19 protein-coding genes and 1 pseudogene are annotated in these 14,128 nt (G+C 62.3%); 8 read left to right on the plus strand and 12 right to left on the minus strand.

The annotated features are described in order from the left end of the window. Positions 1-74: 74 nt before the first annotated feature. Positions 75-1,154 (plus strand): annotated as a pseudogene (locus AC1Q6V_RS29930) (Tn3 family transposase); the annotation flags it as partial. After that, a complete protein-coding gene (gene tnpC, locus AC1Q6V_RS29935; protein WP_439673178.1) occupies positions 1,147-1,488 on the plus strand; it encodes a Tn3 family transposase post-transcriptional regulator TnpC in 342 nt (113 codons plus the stop codon). The pseudogene AC1Q6V_RS29930 and the gene tnpC, both read left to right, overlap by 8 nt. Positions 1,489-1,782: 294 nt before the next feature. Here the strand turns inward: tnpC and phaP are convergent, their stop codons facing one another. From phaP to AC1Q6V_RS29975, 8 genes are all read right to left on the minus strand, one after another. Beyond that, positions 1,783-2,349, minus strand: a complete 567-nt coding sequence (phaP, locus tag AC1Q6V_RS29940; protein ID WP_439673177.1) for a TIGR01841 family phasin — start codon at positions 2,347-2,349, stop codon at positions 1,783-1,785. 172 nt (positions 2,350-2,521) lie between these two features. Continuing rightward, positions 2,522-2,719 (minus strand): hypothetical protein, encoded by a 198-nt coding sequence (locus AC1Q6V_RS29945; protein WP_492344647.1) that lies wholly within the window; start codon positions 2,717-2,719, stop codon positions 2,522-2,524. Between the two features lie 667 nt (positions 2,720-3,386). Continuing rightward, positions 3,387-3,920, minus strand: coding sequence for a hypothetical protein (locus AC1Q6V_RS29950; RefSeq protein ID WP_439673175.1), 534 nt, complete (start codon positions 3,918-3,920; stop codon positions 3,387-3,389). Positions 3,921-4,610: 690 nt separating this feature from the next. Continuing rightward, complete coding sequence (locus AC1Q6V_RS29955) at positions 4,611-4,817, minus strand: MGH1-like glycoside hydrolase domain-containing protein (protein WP_492344648.1); 207 nt, start codon at positions 4,815-4,817, stop codon at positions 4,611-4,613. After that, positions 4,795-5,247, minus strand: a complete 453-nt coding sequence (locus AC1Q6V_RS29960) for a DUF302 domain-containing protein (protein WP_439673172.1) — start codon at positions 5,245-5,247, stop codon at positions 4,795-4,797. Before AC1Q6V_RS29960 ends, AC1Q6V_RS29955 begins: the two co-directional genes overlap by 23 nt. Before the next feature lie 786 nt (positions 5,248-6,033). Next, positions 6,034-6,354: a carboxymuconolactone decarboxylase family protein gene (locus AC1Q6V_RS29965; RefSeq protein ID WP_492344649.1), complete on the minus strand. Its 321-nt coding sequence runs from the start codon at positions 6,352-6,354 to the stop codon at positions 6,034-6,036. Continuing rightward, positions 6,336-6,569, minus strand: coding sequence for a hypothetical protein (locus AC1Q6V_RS29970; protein ID WP_439673204.1), 234 nt, complete (start codon positions 6,567-6,569; stop codon positions 6,336-6,338). Before AC1Q6V_RS29970 ends, AC1Q6V_RS29965 begins: the two co-directional genes overlap by 19 nt. Before the next feature lie 58 nt (positions 6,570-6,627). Next, a complete protein-coding gene (locus AC1Q6V_RS29975) occupies positions 6,628-7,200 on the minus strand; it encodes a TetR/AcrR family transcriptional regulator (RefSeq protein WP_439673205.1) in 573 nt (190 codons plus the stop codon). Positions 7,201-7,474: 274 nt separating this feature from the next. On the opposite strand from AC1Q6V_RS29975, the gene AC1Q6V_RS29980 reads away from it, so the two are divergent. Both AC1Q6V_RS29980 and copK read left to right on the plus strand, forming a co-directional pair. Next, a complete protein-coding gene (locus tag AC1Q6V_RS29980; protein WP_439673206.1) occupies positions 7,475-7,810 on the plus strand; it encodes a hypothetical protein in 336 nt (111 codons plus the stop codon). Positions 7,811-7,907: 97 nt separating this feature from the next. Next, complete coding sequence (gene copK / locus AC1Q6V_RS29985) at positions 7,908-8,189, plus strand: periplasmic Cu(I)/Cu(II)-binding protein CopK (protein ID WP_439673207.1); 282 nt, start codon at positions 7,908-7,910, stop codon at positions 8,187-8,189. A 271-nt stretch (positions 8,190-8,460) separates the two neighbouring features. Here the strand turns inward: copK and AC1Q6V_RS29990 are convergent, their stop codons facing one another. After that, positions 8,461-9,114: an NrsF family protein gene (locus AC1Q6V_RS29990; protein ID WP_439673208.1), complete on the minus strand. Its 654-nt coding sequence runs from the start codon at positions 9,112-9,114 to the stop codon at positions 8,461-8,463. After that, the gene (locus AC1Q6V_RS29995; RefSeq protein ID WP_492344650.1) at positions 9,111-9,899 is read right to left on the minus strand and encodes a sigma-70 family RNA polymerase sigma factor; all 789 of its coding nucleotides are present in this window, start codon (positions 9,897-9,899) and stop codon (positions 9,111-9,113) included. The genes AC1Q6V_RS29990 and AC1Q6V_RS29995 overlap by 4 nt, the downstream gene beginning before the upstream one ends. Before the next feature lies 1 nt (position 9,900). Here AC1Q6V_RS29995 and bufA1 point away from each other — a divergent pair, with 1 nt between their 5' ends. From bufA1 to AC1Q6V_RS30015, 4 genes are read left to right on the plus strand one after another with little or no spacing between them, the layout of a single operon-like run. Then, a complete protein-coding gene (gene bufA1, locus AC1Q6V_RS30000) occupies positions 9,901-10,215 on the plus strand; it encodes a BufA1 family periplasmic bufferin-type metallophore (protein WP_439673241.1) in 315 nt (104 codons plus the stop codon). Positions 10,216-10,227: 12 nt separating this feature from the next. Next, positions 10,228-11,118 carry an MNIO family bufferin maturase gene (gene bufB, locus AC1Q6V_RS30005; RefSeq protein WP_439673209.1) on the plus strand — a complete coding sequence of 297 codons (891 nt, stop codon included), beginning with the start codon at positions 10,228-10,230 and terminating at the stop codon, positions 11,116-11,118. Further along, on the plus strand, positions 11,090-11,878 hold the full coding sequence (locus AC1Q6V_RS30010; protein WP_439673210.1) for an HvfC/BufC N-terminal domain-containing protein: 789 nt from the start codon (positions 11,090-11,092) through the stop codon (positions 11,876-11,878). Before bufB ends, AC1Q6V_RS30010 begins: the two co-directional genes overlap by 29 nt. A 16-nt stretch (positions 11,879-11,894) precedes the next feature. Beyond that, complete coding sequence (locus AC1Q6V_RS30015; protein ID WP_439673211.1) at positions 11,895-12,365, plus strand: DoxX family protein; 471 nt, start codon at positions 11,895-11,897, stop codon at positions 12,363-12,365. 703 nt (positions 12,366-13,068) lie between these two features. Here AC1Q6V_RS30015 and AC1Q6V_RS30020 read toward each other — a convergent pair. Next, on the minus strand, positions 13,069-13,416 hold the full coding sequence (locus AC1Q6V_RS30020) for a hydroxyquinol 1,2-dioxygenase (RefSeq protein WP_151073210.1): 348 nt from the start codon (positions 13,414-13,416) through the stop codon (positions 13,069-13,071). Between the two features lie 131 nt (positions 13,417-13,547). Beyond that, entirely contained in the window at positions 13,548-14,054 is a 507-nt protein-coding gene (locus AC1Q6V_RS30025) for a CzcE family metal-binding protein (protein WP_492344651.1), read from the minus strand. Between the last annotated feature and the right edge of the window lie 74 nt (positions 14,055-14,128).

Consider the following 14,128-nt stretch of genomic DNA (forward strand, 5'->3'; position numbering starts at 1 on the left):
GCGCGGGCAAGTTCAGGCCGCTACGACCGCTGCAACCGGCTTAGCGTGCTTTATTTTCCGTTTTCTGAGGCGACCCCCATATGATGTCTTTTGTCAACCGGCGGCACCTGAGTCTGGAGCGGCTTGAAACGGCCCAGCGGGAGCTGATCGAGCTATACCTGCGGCTCGATTTGCCCAAGCATTGGGGCGATGGCAAGACCGTCGCGGCCGACGGTACCCAGTACGACTTCTACGACAACAACCTGCTGGCCGGTTATCACTTCCGCTACCGTAAGATGGGGGCCGTGGCCTACCGACACGTGGCGGACAACTACATTGCGGTGTTCCGGCACTTCATCCCGCCTGGCGTGTGGGAAGCCATCTACGTGATCGAGGGCCTGCTCAAGGCTGGCTTGAGCGTCGAAGCCGACACGGTACATGCCGACACCCAGGGCCAGTCCGCCGCGGTGTTCGCCTTCACCCATCTGCTCGGTATCAATTTGATGCCGCGGATCCGCAACTGGCAGGATCTGAAGCTCTACCGCGCCGATGCCAATGCGAAATACAAGCACATCGACCGCCTGTTCTCTGACACGGTGGACTGGGACCTGATTGGCTTCCACTGGCAGGACCTGATGCAGGTCGCGCTGTCGATCCAGGCGGGAACGATCTCCTCGCCGCTCCTGCTGCGCCGGTTCGGCTCGGAAAGCCGCCGCAATCGCCTGTTCCTGGCCGCGCAAGAACTCGGCAAGGTCGTGCGCACGGTATTCCTGCTCGAGTGGATCGGGAGTCGCGAGCTACGGCAGGAGATCACCGCCACCACCAACAAGATCGAGTCCTACAATGGCTTTGCCAAATGGTTCTCGTTTGGGGGCGATGTGCTGGCCGAGAACGACCCCGAGGAACAACAGAAACGCCTGCGCTACAATGACCTGATTGCCTCGGCGGTGATTTTGCAGAACACCGCCGACATGATGCAGGCCTTGCGCGCGATGGTGAAGGAAGGCATCGCGGTCAGCGTAGCCGATATCGAATTTCTGAGTCCCTATCTGACCAGCAACGTCAAGCGCTTCGGTGATTACAAGCTGCACCTGGAACGGCTGCCGGAGGCCTGGATTCGCGACAGCCTCTTCGCCGGACCCGCTCATTCCGTTCGCAAGCCCCGCCATGCCTGACATCGACACCCCTTACGGCAAGGTTGATGCCGAAGCCCTGCAGACGCTGCAGGAAACTTTCGATACCTTTGCCATCTTGCGCGTGCTCGATCAGTTGGATGCAATCCGTGTGCGCTGCTGTGACCCGGCGGGCTTACGAGATGATCTCTTGCGCCTGCATGGCATGGCCCACACCGTCATCAACGGCGCCGCGCTTTCCTACGCGACGAGCGGCCCAACGCTGGTCGAGCAGGCCGAAGCGGTCATCGAGGAACTGGACGACTGGATCGCCGTCCTCAGGCAAGCGGTTCGCACTTTGCAGCCACTGGAACGATTACGGTCCGGCTACGAGTAGTGGCTCCGGCCGATTGTACGCGAATCCGCTATCACGAGGCCGCGTCGCGCGCGGGGAAGAGCAGCCGCCAAAGCGGGGGCGTCAGCAACAAGTGGAATCGTCCAGGCTGACGGCCCCGCCCAGCTTCCCATGCCTCCCAGTCACAGCGATCCGTGGGTCATGATGATGCTCTCCCACTAAAGTTCTCCTACAGGTTTCCCGCGCTGCGCGGCAGGCATCGTTGGCCGAGCCCGATAAGAGGCATTGGAAAGACCATTTGCATGGACGGCCGTGTCGCCACTGGAGCGTCGCACGCTACCGCTTGGCGGCGCGCGCAGCGTGTCCAGTCGCTTGCCGCGCGGCGTTCGATGCCGCAGCAGCGGCGATGTCCAGATTGCTCTCGGTGATTTCGATCGCTTGCTTGGTCGATTGCTGCATCGTGTCGCACAGGTTGGTGGCGGCGCTCACCGCTGATTGCCAAGCGGCCACGGCGGCCTCCGAGCCGGCCGGGGCGGTCTTCGTGGCGCTGTCGATGACCTCTTGCATCTTGCGCTTGTTCTCCTCGTACTGCGCTTCGGCGACTTTCGTGAATTCGGCTCGTGTGGCAGAGGTGATCTCGACCAACTGACGGCGGTACGCTTGTGCCTTCTCGGTCGCCGGCTGCAGCAGGCTCGCTTGCAGCGCCAGCAACTCCTGGATGTCCTTGGCGGCGAATGCCTTCTGGAGGTTGTCCTGGGATTCCGCCAAGGTCGCTTTCATTGTCTGCAGATTCAGTTCGGTCAGTTTCTGGAGGCCGGCGAGGGTCTTGTTCGTCAGACTGAACAGCAGGTCGAGGTTGGCGGCTGACAGGGCCGAAAGCTGTTCGCTGGGCGACATAGGCATGGTGGACTCCTTGAGGTTGGACCCGGCGGCCCGCTGTGGAGGCATCGTGCCGCCACTGACGCGCCACAGGGGGTTGTGCGATTGACCTGGGGCCAACGAGCCGAAACGCGTGGCTTGCTGGCAGGCCTGCGGCAAACGGCACCGCTATGGATCGTGTGGGCGGGGCAGCGCTTTAGCGGAACCGCCCGACCGCCTTCAGAAGGGAATCGCCGCGCTGGGTGAGGCGGGGACACGCTTGGCCGGAAGGCCGGTTTTCGAGCGTGACATATCGATGCGCGAGCAGCGTGTCAATAGCCATGGGGTCCAGTTCTTCCGGATTCGGGGCGTCCTTGACCAGAATGAGTGCGGCAATTTCATGAGGACTCAGCACGTTCATCTCCTGCGTCGTTCTAGTTTGCGGGAAAAGCGTCTATCACCGTCGTCGCACCGGGCGCTTGGCCCGTGCCCGTGTGGCGAAGTGCGACCCCTTCTGCAAGGTCCCTTGACCACGGCGCCTACCGCGCGCGCCGCGAAAGTTCATTCAATACCCCCATATACGAATTATCAAGGCGCGACATGAATGCTGCCACCCAACTGTGTTGCTGCGACGCTAGGATAGGTGGGGGAGCGGGTAGTTGACTCGGTGGTACCGCCGGAGAGGTACGGGGGGCGATGGCATGGCGCCTCTCCGGTCGGTGAGTCGAAGAGCTACCATACCCTGCAAGCAAGGGGCCGCGGGAGGCATTTACACTCTGTTTCCCAAGTCAGGGAACTTCCTAGGTGCTGCGCGCTGGACACTTGGCGTTCGACGCGGTAAGCGATGTTCCGATGTCGTGTGCGCCCTGCATCGCAGAACTGCGAGCGGCGAGCCGAGCAGTTCTCAAGAGCCTTCGTGCGGCTGTCGATGAAACGGCTTGGAGGCTGAAAGCTGATGACCCGCTCTCACGCCCGGCAGCATCGGACAAAATGCCCTGAGTCAGTCCAACGAGCGCCTGAGAGTTGATGGTGGCCGACCGCCAAGGTGGGATGCGGCCGGTCATGTCAAGGGCGGATACAGATCAGCCGGTGGCGCCTGCCCTGTCTGGGCTATCGATCTTGCTATCGATCTTTCTCTCGAGTTTCAGATAAGCGTCGGCGGCGACCAGGCCAAACACGACGTGTGCCAGAAAGCTCAAGGTGCCGCGCGCTTCGGCAAACCAAGGGAAAAACTGCGTCATACCATAGAAGTTAATCCAGTACACGCCGACGCCGAACACCGCGCCTACGAGCGATGCCATGGCGACGCTCGAATCGAACTGGAACGGTGCCATGATCATGGCTATGATCAGGCCGAGCACGACGGACAGTGCAAAATGCACCGCCAGCGCTGCAAGCATGACGCCAGCGCCAGGCACTGTCTGTGACAGGACATCGCGGCCCATCACAATTGCGGCGATCATCCGCGGCGGTCCCCAGGGGCTCTGACCCATCAGCCACAGCGCGCCAAGCTCGACGACCAGAAAGACCAGCCCGGCGACTACGCCGGCGATAGCGGCGGCACGCCAATCCGGCATCCGCCGCGTAAAGTGGTGTGAATGCATATGAAGTTCCATCGCGTCCTCCTATTGATGCGGCCTCATCTGGCCGCTTCCGAGTGAAACTTAGGCAATCGACCACATCGTCGGCTCGCTCGGCACCGTTCTAATAGACAGCAGCGACAGTAACGTTGCGGTAGCTCAGGCAAGGTGGATGGAGTGCAGTGTGTCATCGAGGGGCACAGCGCCGCCTCTTCTTTGGCTCGCCCTCGATGCCATGGATCATGAGGATGGCGTCTTCCGCTATAGCCATATGGACGCCTGCGGCAATCGCCGCGCCGCGAGATGGATAGGTAACACGTGTGCTCGGATCGTCGGTTTCTACGGCCCAACGTGATTCTTCAGTCAGTACGACCTGAACGGCTTTGATTGACATAGGCTTACCTCTTCGTGTGGTCATGTTTTTATTGTTCTAGTTGGACCACGTCGATCTCGATGTCGGGCGACCTCCTACTTTCGCGGATGGCGATAGCAAATGGGTACATAGAGACGCTTTCTTGCCTTGAAGGCATACTAAACCCTGCTCTCGGGTGTGATCCCGACTACAGGAGATGCCGCCGCGCGAACATGGCCGAGTGACAGCGCTAGCTGAAATAAGCTCGCAGCAGAGCGAGGAGGATGTATCCCTGCGGGCCTATGAAAGGGGCTAGATCAAACTGTTCCGTTTCGGTGTGGACAGTCAGGCTGCGGCTCGAGGCCATTTGGATCTCACACCATGTCGATCACTAGGCCGGACCAAGTAAAGTCTTTTGCCCCGTAGCCTTCCCCGCTGAATGGGTTGTAGTACTCGCGGAATCCGCTTCGTTCGATGCCGCAGCACAGCGACCGGCGCAAGATTTTCGCATGGTCCTCGTAGCCGCATCGTCGCAGCGCATGAAACAGGTACTCTCTTCTACGGCGCCACTGCCGCGTCAATCAGACGGGAAAGGACCTGGCGTAAATTACCTGCCGCAGGGCAGTCAGGCACTCCGTGGCGCTGGGCCAGAAACACCGGATCGTTGTAGCTGACCCATGTCCGCCCATTCGTATCCGTCCATACGAGCGCCTTCAAGGGCAAATCAATGCCGATCGACTGCGCACACTCCATCTGGGGCGTGCCACCCTGCGCATTGCCGAAAATCAGCAATTCGGTCGGTCGCAGCGATTTACCGATCTTTGCCGCGCCTGCGGCATGGTCAATGCGCGCAAGCACGGTCAGCCCTCGCTCCTTTACCGCTGCTTCAAGCTTGTCCATGGCCGCCCTCGACGCCAACGGGCTTGGCACGGTGACCAAGCCATCGGCTGCCTGCAGGGGCATTGCAAGCGGCAGCAGCATTGCCGGAAGCAACCAACGCGGAGCTTTCATGTGGTTCTCCTGTGGATGAAGGCAAAAAGGCCTCTGGTTCCGCTTCAACACGAGCGGGATTGGCGATGTCAGTTTAAGACGACTCCCTGCCACACGCGCAGCACTGACGAAGCCCTCAGCTTGCAAGTTCGCCGGCAGTCGCGAAAAGGTTACAGGTATTCGACGAATCCTGGCACGCAGTTCGAGGCGGGGAAACCTTTTCCGCACCGCGAGCGAACCTTCATATTGAGAGGCCTCGGACCGTAGCCATTGAGGGAGGCAAAGATGGACGCCAAACTTATTCTCTGCCCTGCATTGGGCATGTGCCCGTCCGATCGACTCACCGGCGAACCCAGGGTTCGCAAGTCCCTGCACGGACCGCGCGTGTGCCTGCTTGCCAGAGTTCGGTGCCAGTCCTTCAGGCAACGTTCGCGAAGTGGGCGACGGCACGCAATTTGGCTACCCGGGCGGATCCGGCTATTTCGCCGAATCCGGACCAGGACACGGAACGCGCCTCCGCAGGCGGTCTGAAAGAAGGGGAATGGTCCAGGGAAAGCAACGTGGCGATGATTCCCGCTGGGCGCTCCGCCTCGCGCGAAACTCCAGCGCTTCTCGGACCATCATACATGTGACCCAGCTAAAGGCACCACTGAGGCGATCACACCAGCGACATTGATTTCAGCGCCGGACGCCTGCAGGCGCGTTGAAGCCGCGGCTATGACGCCACGATGCCAAAGATTGCTGCGGTTGTCGGAATCGTCAGAGTTGGCGGGGCCATTCACGGAGCACGTGAAAGCCTCGCTAACTTCATTTGCGCGGAGGCTCCCACGCATGCTCCTCGAACCGCGGGTCCAGCCTGGTGTGGAACACGTGATTGGCGTAATTGCTGAGCGTTTTGACCCCAATCGCGAGAATGATCTCGAGCACGTGCCGTTCGCCGTATCCGGCCGTAAGGAAGGCTTCCACGTCCTGTTTGGTGGGGCGGCCGCGCGACTCGACCATCAACCGTGTGAAGCTCGCCAACACACTCAGCTTCGGATCGTCGACCGGCTGGTCCGCGCGCAGGGCGCCGATGGCCTGCGCCGGCGTCTTGGAGACTACCTCGGCAATCATGCTGTGGGCAGCCATGCAATAGTCGCACTCGTTGACCCGACTGATCGCGAGAAACACAGGTTGTAGCCGAACAGGTAGGTCTTGAGCAAGCCGGGCGCATTGGCCATCCCGGCATACATATTGGGAATCATGCCGACCTGCTTGAGGGCCGTTTCGAGCGCCTCCTTGGCACGACCTTGGGCGGTCTCCAGTGACTGGGCGGGCAAGGAAAGATGCGCAACGTTTTCCATGATGTTCTCCTCGTGACGGAAGAAAATTGGATCGATCGATACAGAAAAGAGAAAAAATCTAGGTTTCAAGTCTCGACAGCAACCCTTCAATGGTTGGCTTCAACGCCCTGGCGTCAAAGCCGGCCTTGGCGAGTACACGAAGGCCCGCAATGCCGTTGACAAGGGCGATGGCTTCCGCCGTGGGCTCAATGTCGGCGCGGATTTCGCCGCGCGCCTGGCCGGCGCAAAGCGCCGATTCGAAAACATGTGCCATCTGTATGAAGCCCTCCTTCACGACGGTGGCGATTTCTGCGTCGTGCGGTGCCACCTCGACGGCCGAATTGACCAGAAGGCAGCCTTTGCCTGCATCGTTATCTTTCGCGATCGCGGTCAGCAACACCCGCAGGCCTTTGTGAACGGGCTGTCGCTCAAGGCTTTTCGCCAACTGCGCGGCGCGCTCTGTGCCGTATTGCCGCAAGGCCGTCATGAAGACTTCCCGCTTGCTGCCGAAGGTGTTGTACAGGGAAGACCTCGCGAGCCCCATCTCGGCCGTCAGATCGCTGGTCGAGACGGCGTGATAGCCACGATGCCAAATCGCCTCGATTGCGGCGGAGAGCGCCTCGGATTTGTCAAATTCAATGGAGCGTGCCATGAAGGTTCCTTTCTGGATCAATCGTACCAGAATCGCGGAAACAGGGAGCCGGAACAGGAGCGTCAGGGAGCTGTCCGGTCTGCATCGCGCGAGGGCGCGCCCTTTGCCGGCTTGCAGGCTTCGTCCGCTCGTTGGCGCGGCGGATGGTATGGATCGTCGACAGCCAGCTATACAGCCAGCTTGTAACCTTTCTGCGCTTCGCGACGAATCTTAAAGTACACCAGGCTTCCTGGTTTCCTCTAGGACGCGGATCCTTTATGGAAGGAGGCGAAAGATGGACAAGAGACTTTGGGTTATCGCCGCGGCGGTCACTGCGGCTTTGGGCACGACAGTAGCAAATGCGGCACCGTTACGTGACTTCTACACGGATGGCAGCAGCATCATGGCGCCGCGCGATCCATACACCGATGGCGGAAAGGCCGGTAAATTCGACGTGTATTCGGATGGCGCCAGGGTTGGCGACAAGCGCGACCCCTTCACGGACGGCGCCAAGAGTGGCCGGTTTGACCCGTATACGGATGGCACGCGGGCAATAGCGCCGGATCTTGTGGCCGACGCGCTCGACAACGCGCGTACCGGCGACGGCACACTTTACGGCTATCGCGTCTGATCTGCCACGCGCAGCCGGGCTGCGAGTCTAGGCGTTGGAGCCGAGTGTCTCCGGACACTCGCTTCGGACTAGTCTTGCCTGCCGAAGGGAGCATGTCATGTACAACAAGCTTGCAATCGCCGCGCTCAGCACCGTCGTTTCGCTGTCTGCAATCGCGGCCGACAGGAGTGACATCGTGAAGTCCTATGCGCTCAGGGACGGCTCGACCGTTCACGTGTTCAAGGACGGCAAGATGGGAGTAGAAAATCCGTTCGGCCGCGCCGTGAGCGTGAAGGAAGGTCAGGTGTTGGAGGCAAAAGACGGCACGCGGATTACCATGAAGGGAAACGAGGTGGTCCGGCTCGACCAGGTGCTCAACGTCGACCGGCGCGGACACTGATTCGTGTATCCGGTCGGGTATGGGCGACGGGTTCGCACTGACCCTAGCGGTGCCACAGCCGGATCGCGTTGGTTCGAAATCCGCGCCCATTTTTCACGGCGCTTGGACGCGAAAGACAGCCCGCTACAGCCACTACCCCACTTCGACGACCTGCTTCGGGCAGGCTTCTTGCGTTGCTCGTCGTTCTGACTTGACAGCATGCTCGGCTTTTGGCGGATCGTAGCGCGCTGGCCACCAATTCTTATGCTGCGATCCCGGCGCCCCTACCGCGTCAGCGCGGCACCACCCAACCGAACAGCCGATCCCCATACCTGCCGCTGACGCCCACGAATAGCAGCGCGACGCCGACGTTCCACACCAGAATCATGACCGTGGCGTCGAGCGGGTGCAGGATAGCCAGCGCGGTGGCTGTCAGGGCGGCGACAGCGAGGCTGCCGCACATTGCCACGGGCGCGGGGGAAAGCCGTGCCACATGGCGCAGCATGATCAGCAGGGCAAACGACAGTGGCACGCCCACCATCGTTAGCGTGGCGAAGCAACTGGCCGTCTCGCCGAGCGAGATGCCGCCCGGCCCGATCTTGACCCAATTTGTCAGACAACCGTAGCCGATGGTGGCAAACCAGGCCAGGAGCGCCGGTACCGGCAGTAGCAGCCACTGCCGTGACCGCCCGGGAACGCTGGCCAGGAACGCCGCCACTGCGGCCAGCACGGCGGTCAGCATCGCTGCGGCCACGCCGGTGACAAAGACTGGCTGCGCCAGCTTCGCCGCCAGATCGGGTCGCAGGCCATGATGGGACGCGGCCAACGCCAGAATCAGGGCGGCCAGCAGCAGCCAGCATGCCGCCCGCACCATCGGCGGGCGCAAGCGCCGCACCGGCGCTGCGTCGGCCACCAGTGAGTCGATCAGATTAGAGGTGGGTCTCACGACTTGTTACCTTGCGATTCGAAAAACTTGCGCAGCGTCTTCAAGGCACGATGCGTGGCAACCTTCAGCGCGGCCACCGACATTCCGCTCGCGGCAGCGGCCTCTTTCAGCGACATTTCCTCGAGCTTGAGCATCCGCACTGCGTCGCGCTGTCCGGCAGGCAGCCGCTCGATGGCATCCCGCACCGCGCGCGCGTCCACTGTCTCCTCTTGTAAGTTCGCTTCAGAGGGCCAAAAGGTTTCCTGCTCCGGATCGAGTTCTGTTTCATGCGAGCCGACGCGTCCCCGCCGGCGCAGGCCGTCGACGATGCGCCGGTTGGCAATGGCGACCAGCCACGGGCCGAACGGACGTGCCGGATCATAAGTGTGGCGGACTGCGTGTACCGTCATCAGCACGTCCTGCACCGTGTCCTCAATGTCGCTGCGGTTCCGGACCTGGCGAGCCGCCAGCGCCCGCACATAGGGGGTGATGGCTTCGAGCAAGCGTCGGTAGGCCTCGTGGTCGCCGTCTTGCGCGCGGGCCATCGCAATTGACCAGTCCATCGAGCCGTCTGACCGGCGAGTTGGCTCAGAAGTTCGGTCAGCATAAGCCGATTTCAGGGTATCGCTCACGATACTCGGTTTGCCGTCACGACGGTGCGCTTGGGTAGACATGGCTGAATTCTGCGTCATGAGTAACCGTTTGTCGCGCAAATAAATTTTTGGAGAGACGTAACCTTTGGTCGCATCCAGTCGAATTTCCTGACACGGCCCCGGATTCGGGCCGCAACACTCAGGAGAATTCATGATGAGCAAGCATATGTTGGCCGCTTCGACCTTGTCGTCCGCCCTGGGGCTCGCCCTCGCCATGGCCGCTGCACCCGCACTGGCGCAGCAGCCCATGAAGGACATGCCACAGATCGTCAAGGACAACATGGCCAGGATGGAAAAGGGCAAGCTGGAAAAGTGCTACGGCATCAATGCCGTGTCGAAGAACGACTGCGCGGAAGGCGCGCATTCCTGCGCGGGACAAGCGACCAAGGCGCGCGACACCAAATCGTTCGTGCTGTTGCCGGCCGGCGACTGCGGCAAAATCCAGGGCGGCAGCCTCAAGGCCGTCTGATCGAGCAGAGCAATGGATGCCTCGTCTGTTGCGCTGCAACACGGGCCCGGCCCGATCCCGGCGCGAGCCGGGGTCGGACTGCGCTTCCGGCACCATCAGGTAGTGGCGGCGGAGCGCCCCGCAGTCGCTTGGTTTGAGGTGCATACCGAGAACTATATGGGGGGCGGCAGCGCGCCCGCTTACCTGGACGCCATTCGACGCGATTACCCGATCTCGCTGCACGGCGTTGGCCTGTCGTTAGGTAGTGCGGAAGGGCTGGACATGACCCATCTGGCGCGCGTGCGCGAGGTAGTGACGCGGATCGAACCGGGACTGGTCTCCGAGCATCTGTCCTGGAGCGTGACCGCCGGGACCTATCTCGCGGATCTCTTGCCACTGCCGATGACCGAGGAAGCGCTGACCGTCGTGTGCCGGCACGTCGAGCAGACCCAGACCTCTCTGAAGCGTCGCATCCTGGTCGAGAACCCGTCGACCTACTTGCGCTTTGCTCACTCGACCATTCCCGAGTGGGAGTTCCTGGCCGAGGTCGCGTACCGCACCGGGTGCGGCATCCTGTGCGACGTCAACAATATCTATGTCAGCGCCAGCAATCACGGGTGGGACGCCATGACGTACCTGCATGCGCTACCGCCAGCGGCGATCGGCGAGATCCATCTGGCCGGCCATAGCGTGCGGGAGCTCGAGCAGGGGCGAACCCTGCGCATCGACGATCACGGCTCGCGCGTGGCGACCGCGGTATGGGCCTTGTACGCGGCCGCGCTCCAGCGCTTCGGACCAGTGCCCACGCTGATCGAATGGGACACCGACGTACCCACGCTCGAGATCCTGATGGAAGAGGCGGCAATCGCCGAGGCGGCTCTGGAGAGGCAACAGCATGCCATCGCATCCCCCTACGCTGCTTGAGTTGCAGCGCGCCATCGGCCAGGGCCTACTGCAAGGTGCGGATGGTGACATGTCCACTTTCGTGGACGCAGACGGCCTCACGCCGCAGGCGCGGCTCGGCATCTACCGGAACACGGCCATCGGCACACTGGTGACGGCGCTGCGCCTGTCCTATCCGGCCATCCACGCCTTGGTGGGTTCTGAGTTCTTCGAGGGCGCCGCCAGGCTCTTCATGGAAGACTCCCCGCCAAGGAGCGCATGGCTGGACACATATGGCGCGGCGTTCCCGGACTTCCTGGCGGGGCTGCCGCAGGCCGACTCGCTGGCCTATCTACCGGACACCGCCCGGCTCGAATGGGCGGTCAATACCGTGCTGCACGCGCCCGACGCGAAGCCACTCGATCTGGATCGCCTCGCGCTGCTGGAGGACGCCGAACGGCGCGATATCTGCTTCACGCCGCATCCAGCCGTGCGACTGTTGCAATCCGACTTCCCAATCGACGCGATCTGGCGGGCGGTGCTAACCCGCGACGACGGTGCCATGGGGGCCATCGACCTGAACGCCGGGCCGGTCTGGCTGCTCGTCCACCGGACCCCGTCGGGCGTCGAAGTCGACCGCCTGGGCGCATGGCAATGGCACTTCGCGGCAGCCCTGTTCGCGGGGCGTCCGTTACACGCCGCGCTGGAGGAGACCCCGCCAGACACGCACGCCTGGCTTGCCACACTGCTGGCCTCCGGCTGCTTCACCGCCATCGGCCTGCCCGGGCGGCCATTCGACTAACCATGGACCCGTTCCTATGAGCCATCTCACCCATTCCACTGCTTCATCCCTGAGGCTTGCCGAGCGCGCGCGGCGCGTGCTGGCATGGCTGGATCGCTTTCCCCACACTGTCCTGGCCATCCCGCTGCGACTCGCGCTCGCCACGGTCTTCTGGAACTCGGCGATGGCTAAGCTCGCCAACTGGGAGTCGGCCCTCTATCTCTTCCGGGAAGATTACAACGTCCCCCTGATCCCGGCCGAGGCGGCCGCCTACGCGGCGGTTTCGATCGAGCTGGTCGCACCGGTCTCGCTCATGCTGGGCCTGGCGACGCGTCCTGTGGCGCTGGTCTTGCTCGGCATGACGACGGTGATTCAGGTGTTCGTCTATCCGCAGGCGTGGCCCACGCACATTCAGTGGGCGGCGATGCTGCTGGTGCTGCTGGCGCGCGGCCCGGGGAAGCTGTCGGTCGACTGGCTGATTCGCCGGCGTGTCCTAGGAGCGGACTGACACGCTGTGCTTTGCGTCGGCTGTTCCGCGGGGCAGGACGCGATGCCAAAAGGGGGGCTCGATGACGCTCACGCTCATTGCCGCCGTTGTGCTCCTGCTGGCCTGGGCAAACGGTGCAAACGATTGTCTCGAAGGGCATTGCCAGCCTAGTCGGCGGAGGCGTCGCGCAGCCCCGCCTCCAGAGGATCGGTGAAGCTTCACTGCGGAAGCTGCAAGGGAGCAAGGTAGCATCGCCAGCCGAACGCAGCGCGTCACTCTGACCTCACGCCGCTTTGACCCGCATAACGATCACCGCCGTCTGCCTGCCGGGACTCTGCGGCTACTTGCTTTTTTTTGCCACTTTGCGACGACGCCTGCGCGAGGGAGCCTCCCGACTGGGCGTGCGTGGACGGTGGGCACCATACTGACGGCGAAGATACCAGGCGAACAAGCCAATTGCACAGAACGTCAGCGCCAAGGCAATCAGAACTGCCACAATGACGTCGTGCGGAAGGTCAAAGACGGGTGATCTGTTCACGATGCTGTGCTAGCGTTCGTTCGAGGGTCGGCATCGTCGGCTGAGCTTTGATGGCATGCCGCGCAGCGGACAGCCTCGGCGTTCTCGCAGACATTTCATCCCTTCAGTTGGGGACTGAGAGCAGGACTGAGAGCCAGGAGCGCTCCGGCGCTCCTGGCCCATGCCGATCAGCAAAGCTGAGCCGCGTTAAGTTGCCTTGGCTCCCGAGCCAGCCAGCCCATGGCTGCCATCGGTGAACGGATCGGGCTTCCGCACGCCGGCGGCCTGCAGCCCAGCTTCCACGCGCCCTGTCGTGCCCCTTGCGCCATCGGTAAACGGGTCGCGGGGGGCCACCGAACCGTGCCCGCCATCCGTGAACGGGTCGCGTGGATCGGTCACCGAGCGGGCCCCATCGGTAAAGGGATTGCGCGTGTCGGCGACATGGGCGCCATCGTGGAAGGGATCCACCTGTCGCACAGCTATGGCTGCACCCGAGGTTGCGCCGAGGGTTGCCAGCACCACACTGGCGAGGATGACTTTCTTGATCGATTTCATGATGCTTTCTCCAATCGTTCGGATATGAGGGCCGGTGCTGCCCGGCTTATGATCCGTCTGCTTTTCATATCCAGTGACACGATGCGCAATGCGTAGTCTCTGGAATACCTTGGGACCTTGCCCGACTCGGTTCAATGGCCCGAGTAGAAGTTGGTGCCGCTGAGATAGGCCCAGACGCCCTTTGCGGCAGGAATTTCCGGAAACAAGGTGCTCAGTTCGACGGCGGCGTTGCCTGGCCGCATGGCGAACGTCCAGGCGGCCGAGGTCGAACCGAAATCAAAGCGCACGGTCTCGCCGGCGCTGACGGGAACTGCCTTCATCCCCGGGGTGATGGTGACCGAGCGAGTGCCTGCGGGTGCCGTTGCCCGCTCGCCAAACAGCGCCGCCGCGCGGCTCGACTGGCCGGCGGAGCGATGCATCATTTGCCCGTGCATATCGATTGCACCGGCGGGCATTTGCCCCATCATCTGGGCGCAGTGGTCGCACATTGCCTGCTCGGCGGCATCGCCTGCACTGGCTACCCTTTGCGGTTGCGCTGCCAGGCGCGCACTGTTGATGACGTCCCAGTTCGGTCCCGCAAGGGCCGATGCGCTGAGCGCGGCGAGCGTGACGGTGGTAAGAATTCGAATGGCTTTCATGGTGGATTGTCCCGAATGTTGACTGTCATGGGCGCGGCACGACTCGGCGTGCTCTGTTCGAGCCATGACGTGCG

The sequence above is a fragment of the Cupriavidus sp. GW823-FHT07B10 genome, assembly GCF_058794355.1.